This is a genomic window from Rhodobacterales bacterium HKCCA1288 (genome assembly GCA_015693905.1).
Classification (GTDB): domain Bacteria; phylum Pseudomonadota; class Alphaproteobacteria; order Rhodobacterales; family Rhodobacteraceae; genus M30B80.
The window spans coordinates 1058910-1078316 of record CP065161.1 but is presented as its reverse complement, the minus strand read 5'-3'; the positions used below and the strand labels follow the sequence as shown (position 1 = coordinate 1078316).

Annotated in this window: 16 protein-coding genes; 11 read left to right on the top strand and 5 right to left on the bottom strand. The window is 52.6% G+C overall.

What is annotated here, in order from left to right; translation table 11 throughout:
• Nucleotides 1–370 precede the first annotated feature (370 nt).
• The 5 genes from I3V23_05250 to I3V23_05230 all read right to left on the bottom strand — a co-directional run bounded on the left by I3V23_05250 (nt 371) and on the right by I3V23_05230 (nt 12296).
• The gene (locus I3V23_05250; protein ID QPI86373.1) at nt 371–3706 is read right to left on the bottom strand and encodes a DUF499 domain-containing protein; all 3336 of its coding nucleotides are present in this window, start codon (nt 3704–3706) and stop codon (nt 371–373) included.
• 12 nt (nt 3707–3718) lie between these two features.
• A complete protein-coding gene (locus tag I3V23_05245; protein ID QPI86372.1) occupies nt 3719–6505 on the bottom strand; it encodes a DUF1156 domain-containing protein in 2787 nt (928 codons plus the stop codon).
• A complete protein-coding gene (locus tag I3V23_05240) occupies nt 6502–10008 on the bottom strand; it encodes a DUF3883 domain-containing protein (GenBank protein QPI86371.1) in 3507 nt (1168 codons plus the stop codon). Before I3V23_05240 ends, I3V23_05245 begins: the two co-directional genes overlap by 4 nt.
• Nucleotides 10009–10288: 280 nt before the next feature.
• Nucleotides 10289–10654 carry a hypothetical protein gene (locus I3V23_05235; GenBank protein ID QPI86370.1) on the bottom strand — a complete coding sequence of 122 codons (366 nt, stop codon included), beginning with the start codon at nt 10652–10654 and terminating at the stop codon, nt 10289–10291.
• A gap of 1069 nt (nt 10655–11723) precedes the next feature.
• Nucleotides 11724–12296, bottom strand: coding sequence for a hypothetical protein (locus I3V23_05230; GenBank protein QPI86369.1), 573 nt, complete (start codon nt 12294–12296; stop codon nt 11724–11726).
• A 343-nt stretch (nt 12297–12639) separates the two neighbouring features.
• Between I3V23_05230 and I3V23_05225 the strand changes: the two genes are divergently transcribed.
• The 11 genes from I3V23_05225 to I3V23_05175 all read left to right on the top strand — a co-directional run bounded on the left by I3V23_05225 (nt 12640) and on the right by I3V23_05175 (nt 19329).
• Nucleotides 12640–13431 (top strand): hypothetical protein, encoded by a 792-nt coding sequence (locus I3V23_05225; GenBank protein QPI86368.1) that lies wholly within the window; start codon nt 12640–12642, stop codon nt 13429–13431.
• A gap of 70 nt (nt 13432–13501) precedes the next feature.
• Nucleotides 13502–14200, top strand: a complete 699-nt coding sequence (locus I3V23_05220) for an AAA family ATPase (protein ID QPI86367.1) — start codon at nt 13502–13504, stop codon at nt 14198–14200.
• Entirely contained in the window at nt 14197–14430 is a 234-nt protein-coding gene (locus I3V23_05215; protein QPI86366.1) for a hypothetical protein, read from the top strand. The genes I3V23_05220 and I3V23_05215 overlap by 4 nt, the downstream gene beginning before the upstream one ends.
• On the top strand, nt 14423–14725 hold the full coding sequence (locus I3V23_05210; GenBank protein QPI86365.1) for a hypothetical protein: 303 nt from the start codon (nt 14423–14425) through the stop codon (nt 14723–14725). Before I3V23_05215 ends, I3V23_05210 begins: the two co-directional genes overlap by 8 nt.
• Nucleotides 14722–15447 carry a hypothetical protein gene (locus tag I3V23_05205; GenBank protein QPI86364.1) on the top strand — a complete coding sequence of 242 codons (726 nt, stop codon included), beginning with the start codon at nt 14722–14724 and terminating at the stop codon, nt 15445–15447. The genes I3V23_05210 and I3V23_05205 overlap by 4 nt, the downstream gene beginning before the upstream one ends.
• A gap of 71 nt (nt 15448–15518) precedes the next feature.
• Entirely contained in the window at nt 15519–15890 is a 372-nt protein-coding gene (locus I3V23_05200; protein ID QPI86363.1) for a hypothetical protein, read from the top strand.
• Between the two features lie 58 nt (nt 15891–15948).
• A complete protein-coding gene (locus tag I3V23_05195) occupies nt 15949–16590 on the top strand; it encodes a hypothetical protein (GenBank protein QPI86362.1) in 642 nt (213 codons plus the stop codon).
• A gap of 338 nt (nt 16591–16928) precedes the next feature.
• On the top strand, nt 16929–17387 hold the full coding sequence (locus I3V23_05190; GenBank protein QPI86361.1) for a hypothetical protein: 459 nt from the start codon (nt 16929–16931) through the stop codon (nt 17385–17387).
• Nucleotides 17380–17712, top strand: a complete 333-nt coding sequence (locus I3V23_05185) for a DUF3768 domain-containing protein (protein QPI86360.1) — start codon at nt 17380–17382, stop codon at nt 17710–17712. Before I3V23_05190 ends, I3V23_05185 begins: the two co-directional genes overlap by 8 nt.
• Before the next feature lie 63 nt (nt 17713–17775).
• Complete coding sequence (locus tag I3V23_05180) at nt 17776–18579, top strand: TlpA family protein disulfide reductase (protein QPI86359.1); 804 nt, start codon at nt 17776–17778, stop codon at nt 18577–18579.
• 183 nt (nt 18580–18762) lie between these two features.
• A complete protein-coding gene (locus I3V23_05175) occupies nt 18763–19329 on the top strand; it encodes a tyrosine-type recombinase/integrase (protein ID QPI86358.1) in 567 nt (188 codons plus the stop codon).
• Nucleotides 19330–19407: the final 78 nt, after the last annotated feature.

Sequence of the window (19407 nt, the reverse complement as noted above, 5' to 3'; positions counted from 1 at the left end):
TCGCTAGCATTGCGGAGGAGTATAGTATTTGCGCAAACGTAAACTCGTGTTCAGATGACGATCTAGCTGAGATGGCGGACGTACTCGTTCAGCAAGGCGAACATCGCTCAAAGGTGGGATTGAGTATAGTGCTAGGTTGGCAAAATTGGATAGAACAGCTAAGTCCGCAGACTTCAGCGCGGAATTATAGTCCAGCCAGGTATTCGAACGCGGATTGAGTGTACTACGCTACAGTAATTATCAATTCGAAATTGGTGGTTTGCGAGATCGTTCATGTAACTCGCAAAAAGTGCCCAACCATGTAAGTCAAGATTATAAGACCAACCTGTAAAGAACCTATATCAATTAGGAAAACCGGAAATTTTTGTCGTTATTTGACTGATTTATCTATAAAGTTAAGCGTCATTGCATTCTCCATTAATGTTCGGACTTTTGACCGGTCGAGACCACTTGCCACCTCCGCATCAATCTCCAGTTTTAGAGTTACCTCTGCGCCTTGCAGCGTGGTTAGCTGTTCTACAATGGCTTCGACGATCTGATGCATGTCGCGCGCTGGCCGGTCTGCTGACAGCATCACAGTGCCTTGGAAGCGCTTCGGAAGAGGCTCTGGTGTCGGATCAACGCCTCCGGTTTCTTCTGCACTACCAACTCCCGGCTGCATACCGGTCTCATGTCCTCCGCCGGCAGTGCCTGTTGTTCCGCAGCCAGTTTCGGTTGGCTCTGGTTCAGCATTGGGTGCTGGTCGGTTTGCTTCCGCAACATCAGGCCTGATGATGATCGACTCGCTGTCGATTATCACAAGTGGGTTCGAAGACCTTTCAATCGATAGTCCTGCGTAGGCACTGCTCGAGGTATCGAACCGCTCAGCATAGGCAAATGGACCCGGCAGCATTCCACTGATAGCGGCCTGCACGGCCTTAATGAGGGTCTCTCTGTTCTTGAGCCGAGGCAGATAGGTGTATCGGTTGAGATACTCCCAAAGGTCTTTTAAGCTCAAATGCGGCTTGTCCTGCCAGATGTATTTCTCAAGTTCGCGATTGAGCCGCTCAGGTCCGATTTCGGGCAGTAGCGCTTCATCGCTTACAAGCTTCTTGCTCGCACGGGCAAGAACACCATCCTGAGCAGGAATGCGGGCAGATGCGAACTCGACATCAGATTGCGCAGTGTCTTGGTACGGATAGATCAAGTAGGACCATGTCTCCTTGAGACGGGTCTGGACTGTCTCTCTGGCCTCGCGTGCCTTTTCCTTAGCTAAGGCGATATCACTCGTTTTCAGGTCCAGCCTTCCTGTGTCCGCATCACGCACGATCCCATCCCAAGCGAGAGAGGCACGCATTGCATCCTTGAGGTTGTCGAGCTGACGATTGTCCGGGGCAAGGAACACAAGAGTATTGCGATAAACACGAGGGGTGTTCCCGCGTTGGAGCAGAATATCCTTGACCTCGACCATCGCGTCCGAACCGTCTCGGCCCGTGTGTGGATGGTTGACGCCGAGGACAACAGCCCTGATGCCTCCAGCTTCATCTGGCACTTCACTGGAGCTGTCCGGTGCGACTTGCACTGCATCAAAATGGCAGCGATCTCCAATGCTGTTGATGTAGTTTGACACCGTCTTGTCGATTTCGACGAGAACAAGCGCTTCTTCCAGCTGAGCCGCGCGATCTGCAGCAACTCGGTTCAAGCTTGCCGACATCGAGTACCAATAGCGCCCGAGATCACCATGCATGAACTTGGCCTGATCTCTTAGACGGCGAAGCGCATCTCCGAAGATTGCGATCTTCTCCCCGGGCTGTACTACGCCAAGGTTGATCTGCTTGTCATCGAGGCCTTTGTTCTCTTGGGTATGTAAAGGCGCTGTGCCCATGAACACTGTGCGCGCGATGCGGCGTGTTGCGGAGTAACGGTTAAGATTAGGCGCGGACTGATCGATCTTATAGGGCGTAGCGTTCACGCCATCAATGTCACCTGCAATGATCGACTGCCACGACACATCAAGGTAGTGGAGCAGCTCGGGCTCAACGCGCGGAGAACTGATCGCAACGCTACCGGGCATAATCATGACCGACGGATCACCTGACATCCACAGCTCATGGATGACCTGTGCCATCAAACGTAGTACACCACGTGTCCGTTGGAACTTCTCCAGCGAGCCCCAAGCTGTGTAGAGGTGATCAAACAAATCAGGATGTATTGGGTAGGCTTTCTCAAGCTTCCGCCGATAGTCTTCATCCGCACACCCTTGTGGGAAGTCACTGGGGTTCTCTCGGTAGAGCTTGGCAAACTGCTTAAGCGTGTTGTCCCGATGCATGTATTTGTCACCGGGGATTTCCTTAAAGAGACGACGACGAACGATCTCGTAGCTCTCTTCTTGAGACGCAGGCCGCCAAGAGCTCTCTACACGGCTGAACGTCTGCTTGAGCCGTGCAAGGGCTTCCTGTCCACCTTCACCACCGACCTCAATTTGGGAAGCGGGCAGCGATGCGACCAATAGGGTCTGAGGTGATGCCTTCACCGCCTCTGTAAGTGACTGAACAAACGAAAGGTTTGCATCGAATGATCCGGAAGGAAGTCCTTCAATTTTGTAGATTTGGCGGAGGTAGGCGACCCATTCATCGATCAGGATCAAGCACGGCGAACATTTCTTGAAAATCGCTTCAAGCAGGTTCGACCCAGGCGCGATGCCTTTTTGGTCGTGGTCAGCAATCATTTGGAACGCGTCTTCACCACCGAGCTGGAACGCAAGCTCGCCCCAGGTGGTGTTGATCGGGCGCCCGTATTCCTTCTCGCGCTGGGCAACATCAGATGGGCCAGTGGACGTACCAACAAGCACGGCTCTGTTGATCTTGTTCGGCACGCTTAGGCCATGATCGGAAAGAAGCTGATCGAGACCCGGCAGGTCCGCGACGGGCGTTTCTCCAACCATGTGGTAGAGCGCTAGCATCGAGTGCGTCTTACCGCCACCGAAGTTGGTTTGCAGTTCGACAACTGGATCACCGCTTTTGCCCGACAGGCGCTTGGCTGCGCCTTCAAGCAAGCGGCTCAAACCGTCGGTGAGGTAGGTTCGGCTGAAGAACTCACGTGGGTCGCGATACTCAGGCGGCGCGCTGCCATTGTGAACCTTTGCAAGGTCGGCAGCGAACTCGGCCTGCTGGAACTCGCCAGTCGCGACGTCCTGATGTGGCTCGACCACGTCACGCCACGGCAGCAGACCCGACACAGTCTCCGTGGAAATGGTTGTTGCCGCTGTTTTCCGGCGTTCTTCGTTCCGGGCAAGCTCTGTGAACTTTGTGCGCAAGATCGACTCGCGCATCTTGCTAATTTCTTCTGCGCTCTCTCCGGCACTGACGGCCTCAAGCAGTCGCCGCATGGAGTCCAGAGCACGTTCCGCATCGTCGTAGGTGAACTTGCCATCGTGGGCGAGTTTGTTCCTGACATCGACCAGCTCGTTTACAATGGATCGATGGGTGCGTTCGAGTACGTCGCGGAAAGCATCGTTCCAGAGCCGCTCCATGATCTGCAGAAGCTTCTGTGTATCGAGGGTGAATTTACCGTTGCTTTCGGGCCTCCAATGAGGAAACTGTGAAATTACTTCTTGCGGCCAGCCTTTGCCCAGCCCGGCCTCAAGCCTCTGCATAACGAAGGGCTGCAGGCCCTTCTGCATGTGCTCCATACCTTCAAAAACGTATTGGCGCGTACTCTTTGCCATGGAAAATAAGCCTCAAATGTCCATCGCCGACTGGCGATACTGGTCTTCAATTTGGATGGTAGCGGCCTGCCGTGTCAGTTCGGTCCACACGGCGATCAGCCCGTTGTAGGCCGTCGCCTCCTTTGCGTCCTGACGCTTGGTCGAGCAAACCTCGTAGAGATAGTAGGCGAGATCCTTGACCGTTTCAGCCTTGTCACTGCCGATCTTCTTGACAAGTACAGCTGCCGCATACTCACCATCGTTTTCAAGAACGCGGATCAGGTGCTGGCAGCATTCCCAGATCGTGAGATGATCATCTTCAAGCGGGTCCCAATCGGCGTCTAGTTCAGAGCGCTTTAAGATGCGGACTTTGCCTGCAGAGCTCTCTACGATCCCGGCATGTTTCACGCTTTCCACCGATATCCCACGCGCGCGCGCTAGGTTGTCTGCAGAACCATAGTCGCCCTTGTCGTTACCGTGCTGCTCGAACCAGGTCGCGGCAAAGCGGGTGTCGGCGTCGAACTCGCCATGCAGGTCGTTCAGGAACTCGTCGAGCTCGGCATTGATCAGCTGCAGCGCAGTCTTGACCGTCATCGGGTTGTCGTCAGCCTCGAGCACCGCCTTGTAGCGCGAGAAGACACCCATGCCGGGGCCGATGGCCGATTGCGGCATGTCGGCCGGGGAGACGTTGGCAGCCTGAAGCTCGGCGATGGCCGGGGGGAGTTCACGTTTCAGGGCGCGGATAAACTCGGCGCGGGTGATCTTGTCTGCGGATAGGACTTTTCTTCGACAGACCAAGACAACGGAATTTGCCAATGCGTTACTCTTAGACGCGCGACGGCGCACTGAGTTTTCGGTGCGGATTGGCCACGTCCCAACAACTGATAAATCCGCATCGAAGACTGCCTGAAGGAAAGTAGCCCAGCCAGTTGAAGCCACGCCTTCTGTCTCAATCTCGTTCTGCTTAAATGCATAATAAATTGTGATTGGGAAATCATCTGACGCTTGTCTCTGTAAGTTCACCATGGCTTGGGTCATGCCGTCCAAGAAAAACGACTCTGCCGCCTCTGGTCCTCCATATCTTACTCTATCAGCTACAAGCTCTTCAGATTTGGGTGCACTAAGTGTCGAGATGATCTCTGGAAATGCAAATTTTTGCGATTTTCTAAGCAGGCCATAAAAAAAATCAGAAATATCCGCGTATGGAATATTATCATAGTACGGTGGGTCAGTAGACACTACGACGCACTTTTCTTCAACAGATACAGTCTGAGCGGAAGTATGCTGGACGTCTCCAACCAAGCCCAGCCCAGCATTGGCAAGGCCGCCAGAAACGCTTCGGCAGATGCTGTCAATTCCAATCATACCGCCGAATGGATTTCCCTCTACATAATCCCAAACCATTGGTATGACGTGGCGTCCGAACATATGTGATATATTTTCATTGGCAGCATTCCACCCACAATGCGCATTCATAAAATCTGCAAGCTTATCTATAGCAAAACCCAAGTAAAGGTTGATGGCTCGAATATATTCTCTCTTTTCTTTATCACTGAAGGACTCGCCCGCGCCTTGTCTGGAAATATTAATATCTTCCTCGACTCTGTCTCTTACCTCGGGCAGTAAATCTATAAGTTCTTTAAGGCACATCGCCTGGCGCGGAGAAAATAGGTCAGAGAATGTACTCATGCCATACCCCAGCACACCTATATACTGTGAGTGCTGAGGGAGTGTGATTTCATTTATATCGGGGCGCGCCAAGTGCGTTGCAATGCGCTCGTGCTCAACCGTTGGTGATGCGTATATTCTTTTTCTATCACCCTCGGCAACTATGCACATTAGTTTAGTGCCAATTTCACCTCGCTGCCCACACTTCTTCACATAGTCCGGAGTAATGGGTGAATTTGAAAGTAGGCAGACAAAGTTGGCCCCCCTTCCTTTCTTGGTTCCTTGCGCCGCCGTGTTAAGGAGGTCTTTATCACCGGAGTAGCGCACCAAAAAATCCACTTTACCCGATGACTTATCCACCACGGGCTCTATGAATGCCTCCGCCCCTTTCTTTTTGGAGAGAACAAAGGTTGCCGCGATAGGAACGTGAGCTCCTCCAAATGCTGGGTCGGGCGATGGGACAGTGCGGCTCCAAAGCCACGCTGCCACCCTCATCTCGCCACTCCCCTTAATTGAAATAGTCGGATAGTATTTTCCAATTTTTTCTTCGGCCAAGTCCCTCAGGACCTTTCCGTAGTATCTAATATCCTCAGAAAGTCCCTCGGATTGCTCGTAGCTGTGCTTCTCGCGAGCACCATCATGTACAGGTGGCCTTCCAGAGAACCGAGCTGGAAAATCAATCATTGCTTTTGAGATTAGTGCCGCAACAGGATTAAGGTCGCTAGCGACCGTTTTAAGCCCAAGGCGTTGAGCCTCAAACGGAATAGCACCTCCACCGGAAAATGGATCTAATACTGTGGGCAATTCCCCGTTTGTCGACTTTTCTATCTCATCTGCCGCTCGTTTTAGGACGGATGGATTCGAAGAGTTGTTCCATTCGATTAGGTCTTCGATTATCGTAAATAGCCTCTGTCTTTCCCTAAGAACTTCACTTTCAGTTGGAAAAACATCAGGGAAGTTGGACGGATCGTCGACAAGCTGCGCAAACAAGATGGCGCGGCATGCTGGCAATGGTCGCCTTGCCCACCACTGATGGAGCGCTCGTGGATGTCCCTTCAAAAATGGGTTAGTCTTCTCCTTCATGGACGCCGTGTTAATGGCTTCCAGCGGGATGGCAACTTCGATGAGTTTCTTCTTATAAGTCTGGGTCATGTCGGCGTTTCTGCCCACTCAAGCAGGCTATTTATTGAAAATTGAATGGCTGTCTGTCCGAACTCGGGCTCGCGCGTCATGAGGCGCCCGGGTCTGTAGATTGGCTTCTGCGCGTATCCGTTCAAGATCGGCACGAACACAAGAAAGAAATGCTCTTCCTTGTTCAGAGAGGCCATGAGTTCATTGCGCGTGATCATGATCGTATCGGCGCCATCGACGCGGCCTTTGACTTCCAAGAACCGCAGGTGGCCGGTCTCTGGATCATAGGACTCGATGTCGTAACCAAGCCCACGCTGGTTCTCGACGCTTCTGGGTTCGTTCCCCAGTTCACGCTCAGCAGCCATGACGGCGTTTATGGCTTTCACTTCGATCTCTCGACGCGCCACAGGGTCCTCGGAGAAACCGGAGCCAACATCAGCGAACTGGTTTGGCATTTGCTCTCGCAAGAGCCCTTTTGGCACGACAATCATGCCTCCCCGAACTCTTGGAGGCTGAGCAGAGATGAAGCGTTCCTGTTCGATGACTTCGAGACGACGCTTGAGACGTTCAGCCAAGTCTTCGGCGCGCCGCTGTGCGTTCTGCCAGTTCAGGCGCATCTTCTTTCCAGCCTTCTCTTCTTCCTTGAGCTCGAAAGCTCGGGCATCCCAGTAGTTGATCTCTTTCTTGAGCCGCGCCTTCACCTCCTGCTCAACTTTGTCGATCTCAGGAACCCGTCGTGCACGAACCTCAGCGACATGTCCCTGCGCCAGCTCTACTGTCGCGAACTGAGTGACCTTCTTCTCTAGATCACTGCGGAGCCAGTCGGCGTTTAGGGGGCGCTCAACGGCATTGATTTCCTCCGCAGTCGCTGGGCGAAGGTTGAGGTGCGGCGCAATCCCAGCGTTTGTCACCTGACCTTGTTTGTCGATGGCCGCGAACTGGAGCTTCTGGGAGATGACGTTAGGATTTCCAGAGCTCGTCGTGCGACCATCCTGAACGCTGTGCTCCAGCAGGAACAGCGCGCTGATATCTGTGCCCTCATCGGTGTCATCGACGAGGACAGCCCCTTGCTTCATCAGGTGCTCGTTCTGCTCTCGGACAAGACTGATCACTGCGTCAAGCAGCGGATGTCCTGGGTAAACGAAGGCTGCGACCGGCTGCTGATTGATCTTGTCCTTCTCAAAGCAAATCCGTTCGTACTTCTTTTGAAGAGGTGCTCCGGTTCCAATCTGCCGGTCGCGCTCACGGACGCTGAGCGGTACATGTTTGATCTCCCAGCGCCCTTCTTCGCGCCGTTTGATTTGACCACCAAGGCGCTGGAAAGCCTCAACGAAGAAGCTCTGAATGTGATGCGGTTGAAGACGCTGCGCCTCAGCGCGCTCCATCTCAATACGCAGTTCCTGAACGCGCGCCTCAGGCATCGTATCACTGGTCAACTGACGCTTCTGCAAGAGGTGCAGAAGATGGCTTTGATCAACAGCCCCATCGACCGTCTGGAAAATGCGAGCTCGGACTTCTTCGTCTTCGTTGTACTGGATCGCTTCAAATAGCAGGTCTTTCAGAGCGCGCTCTTCGAAGAGCTCTCCAAGAACATCATAGACGCGGCCCCCAAGTGCCTCGCGGGCAGCTTCCAGCTTTTCCAGAAGTCGGGCGTAGACCTCACCCTCTCTCGTATCCTTGGCGACTAGGTTCCAAAGGTGACAAACCTCTTGCTGACCAATCCGATGGATGCGCCCGAACCGCTGTTCAATCTTGTTGGGGTTCCAAGGTAGGTCATAGTTGACCATCAAGTGACCGCGCTGAAGATTTACGCCTTCACCCGCTGCATCGTTGGCAACCAGAACCAGCATGTCACGGTCCTGCATAAACCGCTCAACGACTTTCCGGCGCTCTTCTCTTGAAACACCGCCGTGAATGACCTCAACGGCATCCGGACGACCGAGACGGGCAACAACTTTCTGGCGCAGGTATTCGAGCGTATCCTTTGGCTCGGTAAAGATGATTAGCTTCCGCCTGTGTCCATCCGCGTCGAGCATCAAGTCATCATCGAGGATGCGATCAAGCTGCTGCCATTTCGTATCTTTGCCGGAATGAAGGACGCGCACGGCCATTCCCTCCAGTCCTTTTAAGGTCTCAACCTCGATCTCAAGCTGTTCAATGGTCTCAGCTGTAGTGGCGCCAGTAGAGATCAGGTCTTCGATCTCGTCGATTTCTTCTTGATCGTATTCGTCGAGGTTCCGCAGCATCTCATCACTGATACTGGGAGCCTTTGGCGCTGCGCCCTTCTTTGCCAAACGAGCTGCTGACAACTCGTCCTCCAGCCGTTCGCGTCGCCGCTTCAATGACTGGTAGATGGCAGCCGGACTGGAAGCCAATCGACGCTGCAGGATTTGAAGTGCGAAGCCGACATTGTTCTTCTTTCGACCGTCGTCGTCCGCAAATCGTTGAACCCGGTTCATCTCGTTGCGGACATACTCAGTGACCGCTGTATACAGCTCCGCTTCCTCAGGTGAGAGCTCGTACTTCACCGTGTAGGCGCGTCGCTCCGGGAAGAGTGGACGACCATCAAAGCGAAGAAGCTCTTCTTTTGTCAGCCGTCGCATCATGTCCTCTACATCAGCAACATGTACCCCGTCACGGAAACGCCCTTCAAAGCGATCCCCATCGAGAAGCGCCATGAAGAGCTGAAAATCCTTTTCTTTCCCGTTGTGTGGCGTCGCCGACATTAGAAGGAAGTGGCGGCAGCAACGACCTAGCACCTGCCCCAACTCGTAGCGCTTTGTTCGCTTAACCTCGTTGCCGAAATAGGTGGCTGACATACGGTGTGCCTCGTCCGAAATGATCAGGTCAAATTCGGTAGCGGCTTGAAGTTTTTCCTGCATCTCCTCATTGCGCGCCAAGACATCCAAGCGCGCAATCAGTCGATTATGATCGTTGAACGGGTTTCCTGATCTCGAACTTTCAATCATATCTCGAGTGAGGATGTCGAATTCGAGGCCGAACTTTTCTCCCAATTCATCTTGCCATTGCTCAACAAGGCTACCCGGTGCGATGACTAGACAGCGCTCCAGATCGCTCCTCGCAATAAGCTCCTTAATAAGCAATCCGGCCATAATAGTCTTGCCTGCCCCAGGGTCGTCTGCGAGCAGAAATCGCAGTGGCTGCCGAGACAGCATTTCACCATATACAGCGGATATTTGATGCGGTAGCGGATCGACGAGGCTTGTATGGATGGCCAAGTAGGGGTCGAAGAAATGAGCAAGCTTGATCCGGTTCGCCTCTGTCACAAGGCGTAACATTGCCCCATCTGCATCGAAGGACCACTTGCGTCCTGCACTCTCTAACTCAAGGCGATGCTCATCGTCTCGGTATAGCGTGGTTTCTGCGACTGATCCGTTTGCAGAGCGGTACACAACGTTGATGGCTTGATCACCAATCCACTCTACAGACACGATTTCGGCAATGGCACCTGGTACGATGCCGCTGGCCTTGCCACCAGGTTTTATATCATCAAGTTTAGCCACTCATCATCTCATCACGGTTCAGTAGCACGATCTGCTGGTCTTGAGGTTTTCTAACATTGGGATCAGTGTCGAGTCCAAGCCGTTTAAGCGTATAGTAAAGTTTCACTATGCCTGCCAGCCTTTAGGTCAACCAGCTGCGCAACAACCGCGGTACCGCGCAAGATGTGAACAAATCGTTCAAAAGCGGGCGTACAGCGTCAACAGGCGTGCGCCGCTACACTGGCCTACCCGTAGCACTGTCCACCCCACACAGGGCCCGTACAGCGTGTCTTAGACGCCATTAAGACGCGATTGAGCTGATCGGAGCTTGTGGGGACTGCGGTTTTAGACGATCAAAGTCCGCTTGCGAGATACCGGTGGAGATTGCATTGATCACGGGCTTGCTGGCAGGCTCAGGAGATTGAGATGGTTTAGCGGGTTTAACCTTCGACTTTGGGATAGGCGTTGGTGCCTTGGGAGCTGCCGCCGTTTTCTTCACTTTTGGCTTGGCGTCTTTGGCTTTGAGCCTTCCATCGAGTTTATTTGCCAAGAAGCTTGCGGTGTTTGCAAAAGTTTTGAGATCACCGACCGCTTGCTCGACACTTGCAGCTCCTGATCCTTTTTCGATTACATCAATTAGGCGGCGCAGTTCATCACGATCATCCATAAAAGCCCCCTTTGCAAAACTGGGGTGATGCAAAATCACCAGGCTGAATTGATAAGTACTTCCCTAGAAAAATCCGCGCGGCAGATTTTTTATCCTGCAGGACCCATTTCGGATGCACACTCATGCCGACATCCTTTCTGGGTCTCGCCAAACAGCCTCCGCATGTCGCGCTATACTCTGATCACACAAGCCTTTGAGACGCTCAAATTGTTGGGCCAGTTTGCCGTGCTCCGCTGTCCCTGTGGCACGTAGGCGCTCAGCATAATGCCCTAGTTTGTGAGAACAGATCGCAAGGGTCTCCACGCTTGGGCCCGTTCCGTGATTGCGGAGTGTTCGAATGTACCCCTCACTGCGTCCAAGCCAGGCCCGACAAAACTCTGGCGTGTTACGTACAGCGCCACTGCCAATCAGCTCATCTCTCAAATGTTCAAGTAGTTTTACGCTCATGTTGTCTCCTAAATATATAACGTTCACAGATATTTAGCCAATATTCGGTTGCTCTGCTTCGAGACGTGGCCGTAACATCTGCGTAAAGGAGATCACCAATGCCCAGCTATTCACCGTCAACTAAACTCTGTGCCACATGTGCCTATTGGGGCGGGCAGCGGCAAACCAATCCGACCCGCAGTGTGGTCTCTACAAAAGAGCCGACAACAAAAGGGGAGTGCATGGGTGGTGGCCATAATCATCACCAAACGCCTGCCACAGGCACATGCGCAAAGCATGTAAAATGGCCCGTGCTAAAGTGAGTTCGTTCGGCATCGGCGCGGTAGCCCAAGACACGCAAGCAAAAGCACTGCCGTTTTCCGATTATCGAGTGTTACACAGCGTTCAAGCACGTAAAACACGGCGAGAATTTTCGGGCTTCTGGGGAGTTTACAGCGCAAACACAGTAAACTCGTTTACGGGTTTAACACAGTAAACTTTTTAGGCAGTGACTCGAAGTTCACTAGCCATCCAAATGTTATCAAACAGTAAAAAGCCAAATTTTGCGTGTAAGGTCAATCTGCCAAAGATTGTGGTAAACCATTCAATTTTCTCGCCCAAGGCGATCAACCTTACATAAATCTCAGCTAGTGGTTCGAACCGGGAACTCACCTTTGCCAACACCAGCAATAAGAAGGTGAGCGCAACGTAAATCATGCTGCACTGCTTTGCGTTTTGCCCGCCTTAACTCGATATCAATCTCGCGGGTTGAGTGGCCTAGGCGCTCCATGTAACTGCGTGAGATGCCATTGGCCTGTGCAGCTGCGTGATGGCCTACGTGATCTGCTATGTCCTCATCGGACATGTCGGGACAACGCTTGCGCCATTTGAAAACAGCAAGATGACGATGCAGGTTCATGAGAACAGGGCGGCGGGCTACGGGATATATCGCGGCTGATCTATGCAAAGCCACACGCTCAGGAAACACCAGTTTTGCATGTAACTCCTTCAGGCTTCGCTCCACCGCCTCCGCGCCTAAGGATACATCAATCTGTACATCTACAATTTGCGCATTAGCTCCAAAAGCGTGTTGATCTTTGGTTAGAGCCGCAGCGGTTGGTTCAGTGAACAAATGGTCATGGTCGGCCCACCAAGATCGAAACGTTTGTCCGTAGATATTGCCAAAGTCTTGATAGAGCTTTGCGCATGCGCCCACACCGTCATTGGCACAAGTGTCGCGGTAATCTTCGTTGTAACGTAAGTATAGCCACCAATAGTAATAGACTGAGCATTTCCAGCTTGGGGCACCACGATAGGGTGGGTTGGGTGCCTTTTTACTCTCATATGCAAACTTAAAGCTAGGCGGAGCGTGTTTGAAGGTCGGCGCATCGCGTGACCGGCTTCTGTGGCATGAGCCACGTGACTCAACGAGTTCCAACACCTTCGTTAGGTAAGTCAAAAAAGCGGTTTGTCCACATGATTGGTGTCGCGCGGTCGATTCGCGATGGTGCACAGCCTTCCGCCCGAAGGCACTTCACTGCCTGATAGAAAGGACGAACATGTCTGATACAAATTATAAAGTTCAACTTGAACGTACGCTTGACCAAATCTCAGCGGCGCGCGCTGCCTGGGAAGAGGGTACCCTTAAAGCCTCTAATGATGAGCTCTACGCTATTTTAGAGCGTTGCTATGCCGTGTTTGCAGAAATGAAAGACGACACAGCCAAGCGTCGCGCTTTGAATGCTTTGCTCACAGATCGCAATATGAAGCCACGGACAAGCACAAGCCTTGGCCTCAAAGTGATCCGCTATGTGTTTGGCAAAGAAGGCAATCGAGAAATGGCCTATTCAAGGGTCCTTACGATTGCCTATGACCTAAAGCCAGAGGAGCAAACTCTCACGAGCTACATCGAAGAATGCGGGGGGGTAGAAGAGGTACGTCGCTTGCAGAAAATCAAGGACGGCAAGACAATGACTGCCGAAGACTACAAGCAAATGGCAGTTATGGGTCTTAATATGGCCCGCATCCCAGTTGCCACCTTTGATCTACCTGAGTTCATTCAACCCAACAGCGAATATGACGAAGACTATGTGGTGGGTCTGATCCGCTGCAATCCTGATGGCACGGGTGATCTTTTGTTTGGCAACAACGATGCCAAGGTAATCGATACGGTGCTGATCGCATCGGGCAAGTATCTCGATCAAAAAGCGCAGGATGATCAGAAAGGTCTTGAGGCAGCTGACGTTGCCAAGCGGCGCACAGAAGACGTCAAAACTTTTGCGCCCAAACTCTTTGCCTCCATGTCGCCGAAAGTGCGTATCACGAGCGCAGCTGTTCCGGCAGCAGAGTAACAAACCTCGTTGCGGGGCGTCTCTAATTACGTCCCGCAGCGCAAGCTCTCTTCCCCCGAAAGGATATCCCATGACCTTCGCTGAACGTCACAGGCCGCGGTCTGTGCATGACCTCGTCTTTGCCGATCCCAATTTCGCGGCGATCATTGATCGCTATGCCCATGCACGCCCCTCCAAGCCTCTCTTGCTCTACGGTGAGCCCGGCACTGGTAAGTCAGAAGCTTTGCGTTTGATTGCAGAAACCCAGTTTGCTCAAGCAGGCATTGAATGTGAAGACTTTACACTCAACGGCGCGGATGCCGCCAAAGGCATCTATGACAAGATGCTCAATATGGCCCAGATGCAGATGTGGCCTGTCGGTACGCCCGCAATCATCGTGGTCGATGAGATTGACGAGATCGAGGATGCTTTCCCTGGCAAAACTCGTACTTTTATAGAACAGCACAAGAGCGTGCAGCTTCTGGCCAGCACCAACTACATCAAGAAGCTCAAGCCGGCTCTACAAAGCCGTATGCGCTGTGTAGAAGTCAAAAAGCCTGCGCCAATGGATTGGGTGCCGCGTGCACATGCCATCCTCACCGCTGAGGGGGCAAATGTCTCCTTATTTGTTGTTCAGCAGCTGATGGCTAACTTCACTGGCGATGCACGTGACTTCATCGATTACCTCGAAGAACAAGTACACGCGGCACGGCAGTTTGCGCCTGCCGCCTCCGCTCAGCCTCGCACGGTTGCCAGCCTCCTGAACCAAGTCTCCGGAGGCACGCCATGAGCGATCCTGACAAAAGCCTCACCACGGAATTGAAGCTTTTTGAGCTCTATGGGCTACGCCGCGTGATCAATGCTGCAAACACCTACAAAATCGCATCCTCAGATTTTGTGCCCTTAGCCGAAGCTTTGCTGCCCGAAACCCAAGCCCGGGCATTCGCGGCGCGTTGGCCAACCCTCACCGCAGATGAACAAACACAAATCTGCACCATGCTGGAGAAAGATCATGGATAGAAAAACACTGATGTTGGAATTGAAGGGGCTCTCGCAGGTTGTAGATCCTGACATTCGGGACCTCGTTTACCAGCGCCGCGCACTAACTGCATTGGCAGATGATTATCAACAGGTGAACCCGTTTTATGACCTTTTGGACATCCTAGAACGTGACCTGTCCGATGCAATTGAAAGCTCAATCTTTAAAAACCTATCACGGGAGGCAAGCCGCGTCTTTGCTGACGAATGGAAGCAAATGTCGGAGCACCAGCAGTTTCAGTATCTCGAAGACTACGTGCGAGGTGTTTCAAAATGAATAATCACAGCACTGGAGTGACAGAGCTAAATGCTATCTTGGATCAAATTGTTCGGGATTGGATCTGCATCATAAATTTGGATGCTGAGTTCTGCTTCACTTATCACGATAATGATCCCAATCCATACACATCAACGATAACTGGATTTCAGGCTGACGTGTTCCAATGCCACGATTTTGGCAACTGCGTTATCTGGGATGAAGGCAATATCACCGTCATGAATTTGCCTAAACATGGCGGCAAGGCTGGACTTATCTCAACGTCAATCCGCATTGAGTTTCCTGAGCCTCTGAAGATGATCTTTGAGAAATACGCATCTTCTGAGCTCTTTGATCACTCATGCGATTACGTAGGATTTGATTGTAAAATTGATCTGCATGACGTCGAACGCTTCTCCCTGATGATGCACTTACACGGAGCGGTCCGAGACGTCAGGTTGGATGCATTCTCGGAAACTGCGTTCCGAACAAAATCTGCGGCTCTAGCAACTGAGCTGCACCTTTACGCGCCTTGGTTTCGATATGCAGCATCGCTCGCGGATCAGTTTGTAGATGACAATAAGCACGCCTTGCTGATCAAGCACCTCCGCGCTATCTGCACTTACTTAGGCCGTGGCGGTGAATTGAAATTCGCAAAACTGACCTCGCTTTGTGATGTGGCTGGTAGCCTTCAGCCAGCCGTTTCTTTGATCCAAAAGAAGATGCCAGAACATAGGGTCTGATCCGTACGATTAGGCTTGGCAGATACAGGGGCGGTGCGCCTCAGAAAGTAGACATCTTGATAGATGATGACGTGGCAGATTTGCTCGAAACATCCGGCCTACCAGTGCTGTGGCGCTCCCAGGCTCCTTTCTATGCGGCTGAATTGCAGGTGTTGCGGGCCGTTGACTGCTGCCTGCGCCAAGAAACTGCCTGTTTCGGCGATATGGAAGATCGTGTGGCACAGCATCTTAGAGAAGCCATCCAGTCAGCTTGCCTTGAGATGACATCTGAGGAACGCGGTACCTTTTTTAGCATTTGGGATCAGCTTGATGAACAGACACAGCTTTACGTGCTCAATGGCTATAATAAGCTGCCGCCGATGGAGTGTGGGCCAGAAGACTGCAAGATGAGGGCAAGTGATCGTGCTGTCCCTACCCATAATCCCGGTCCAAAAATAAACTAAGCGGCCAAATTTTCGCCAGCATCTGCCCCTCGTTGATAAATACACGAGGAGGAAGTGCATGACATTCGCGCAGCGCAAACAGGAACGCAGAGCTTTCATGAAGCATCTGCTTGAGCAAGACTGGGATGTGTTCGGCACGCTTAAGTTTGTGAATGGCCGTACGCTTGGCCGCAACACCGCTGACAAACTCCTCCGCAGCTACTGGAACCGCGTGGATCGCGTGTTCTTTGGACATGCAGCAGATCGCCAGAACATGCGTGTGCCGCGCTGGTGTTTTGCGCATGAAGGCTCAGACAGTGAGAACTTCCACATACATTTCCTACTCAAGTCGCCTGTTGCTGACACTAAGCACGCCTGCTTTGCACTGAACGCGATTTGGGCGCAGCATCACAAACAGACTGGTCCCATGGCTAAGAATTGGATCATGCCCGTAAAGGACCGATGGGAAGTAGCCAACTACGCCACACGCGAATATTGGCGCATGGGTGCGGACACACAGCTGTTGGACATCTCTTGGGATCGCGGCTGTCCTGATGCAATGCATGCCTATGAGCATGAACAACAGGCGCTGCGCATAAATAAAGCAGCAAGTCCCATTTGGATGCAGCAAGCTCAAGAAGCTTACGCAGACTATTGGGCAAGATATTCCTCAGAGGGCATCACAGCCCTAGCGGAGCGTGGCAAGGCCCCTTCGCACTGACGCATATCTGACAATCAGCATTCGATCGTGTCGTAGATGAAAATCTTGGCACATCCTTGTTCAGTGGCATCAAACAGCAAATGCTCAAACAGCAAAGCGATTGATCAGACGAACTCGGTGAAGATCAAACACAACGAACAAGAGCTCAGCGAGCGAACGAAGAAATCAAATGAACATCAAGCGTCAGCGGATGACACCGCGAGGCGCTTTTTTTATGGGCGTAGTTTCGGTCTTCTTCCGTATTGCCATTTCCTATCACGACACCTGTCTTTTCGGTCGTCCAAGCGCATCTGTGACCATATGCTTCTGATATAAAACGAAAATATCGGAGCAAGCAGATGAATGCATTGGCAAAACTCAACTTCAAGACAGTCACCAAAACCAACACACGTGATCCTGTGATTGCACGACGTGACAAGCTCGTGGCGGGGCTCAAAGAGCAAAAGTTGGTTTATACAGCGGCACTTGAGGGTAAGGACCACAGGGTCGAACGACACAAGTGGATGAACAACGAGCATGGGGAACGGGTCTCAGTTCAAACCCATCGCCGTGTGCGGCCTTGGTTCTTTGAGCAGGACGGAGGCTGGTATGTGCAGTGTCGTTATGGAGCACGTGTGATTGCAGCTGATGGCACCAACAATGCAGTGTTCGTCAAAACACTCAAAGAAGTGGAGCCTGTACTAGATGCATTCATTGCCGCTGCATCTACCGGAGAATTGGACAGTGCCATAGCTAAAGCCACACAGCGAGAACCCCGCATCAAGCCGGGGGCAGTGCGGGCTACTGCAAATGCCTGAACCCGATGTTGAGCGAATAAGAGCACTTAATGATCACGCACGGCAGAGCTTCACGGGCTGTCGTGTGGCGATCACACGGGGCATAGCGGCACTTGGTCATGACGCGGTCTATGCCGTATTTGACCTTGTCAAAGCCTATGACGATTTTACACCAGACAATGATCCATATGGCGAGCATGACTTTGGGTCGTTCTATTGGGGTGAACATCAGGTGTTTTGGAAATTTGATTACTACGACCTCGACTACACCCTGCACTCGCAGGACCCCGCAGATGAAACCGTCACTGCGCGGGTGCTCACGGTAATGTTGGCTGAGGAATACTGACCTAAGTCATCCGCAGATCGCTTGACACTGGCAATCATGCCCGTGGGCTGATACCCGCGTTGCATGTCCGCAATCGACCTCGGCCCATTTGTTCTCAGTATTGAACGCTTTGCAGCACTGCTTGGCGTGATCGTATTTGTGGCTGTGGCAGAGCTCTTTGCACGTTCAACTAAAGCTCGCACATTAAGCAACTGGTCCAGCACAACCGTGTTTTGGGGGTTTATTGGTGCTCGCCTCGGCCATGTGATCGAATTCTGGCCCAGCTTTGCCGAAGAGCCTTGGCGCATCTTAGCGATCTGGCAAGGCGGCTTCTCTGTGGCTGGGGCTGCAGTTGGTGTTGCAGCCGTGACAGCTTGGGCCTTGTGGCGGTCGTTGCCCGTTGTTCCTGCTGCATCCGCGCTCTGCGCAGGCGTGATCGTGTGGCAAGCAATCCTGTTGGATGTTGCGCCCCGCGAGCCTGTGGCATTGCCTGGAGATCCTTTGGCGACCATCGAGGGCGAAAGCCTAGTTCTGACATCACTCGTCGCTTCAGATAAGCCGATCATCATCAATCTTTGGGCCACGTGGTGCCCGCCCTGCCGCCGTGAATTGCCTATGCTCGCAACCGTTGCCGCGCAGCGTGATGATGTCGTGTTCTTGTTGGCATCCCAAGGTGGAACAGCGGCCCATGTCAGTCGCTACCTCGCAGAACATGATCTTCAGCCAGAACACGTGCTGATCGATACAAGCGGGATGCTTGCACGGCATTATGGCACGGTGGGCCTGCCCGTGACCTTATTCATCGGCACTGACGGGCTGCTTGCGCACACACATGTGGGCGAGATTTCGCGCGAGGTGCTGTTAAGCCGAATTGCGCGGCTGCAGTAGCGCAATTTTCCGCGACAAGAACGCTGCCGCACAAAATCTCATACAATCAACATTCTATGAGATTTTCGCTTAAGTCATTGAAAAATATAGAGATCATAGATGGCACGATTTCGGTCGACCAACCGAAACCTCAGACTTTACAGTCATTTGTAGCAAATGATTATGTTTTGAGGGGATCGCACAATGCGCCAAGCACAGACGCTCAACGAAGCCCAGCTGCGCCGTGTATTACACTACTGCCGCAGCCGTCGTCATCCAACTCGTGACGAAACCATCATCCTGTTCAGCTTCTACGCAGGGCTGCGGGCCAAGGAGCTAGCCGCGCTGACGCGAGGCGATGTGTTTGATGAAGACTGTAACGTGCGTGAGCAGTTCATCCTAACCGCAGCGCAAAGCAAGGGCGGTAAGACACGCACAGTTTACCTGAACCAGCGTTTGCGCCGTGCGCTAGCGGAATATGCAGCGGGATTGTACCTTGCTGATCTAAGTCGCCCGCTTTTTGAGAGCCAGAAAGGCGGGCACTTCTCTGCCAACACCATGTGCCAGCTGTTCTTGGACATCTATAAGGCTGTGGGGCTCAAGGATGCATCAAGCCATTCGGGACGCAGGACATATATAACGAGATTGGCGAACAAGGGCGTGGGCGTGCGCTTGTTGGCGGAATTGGCGGGACACAGCCATATCAGCACAACGCAGCGTTACATCGACGTGAACGCTGAACAGCTCAGTGCGGCGGTCGAGCTGCTGTGAAAGTCGTTATGGGCGGTTTTCGGACCTTCGCTGAACCCAAGACCAATGTCGCCCAAGCGGACCAAGCGGCCTTTTGCT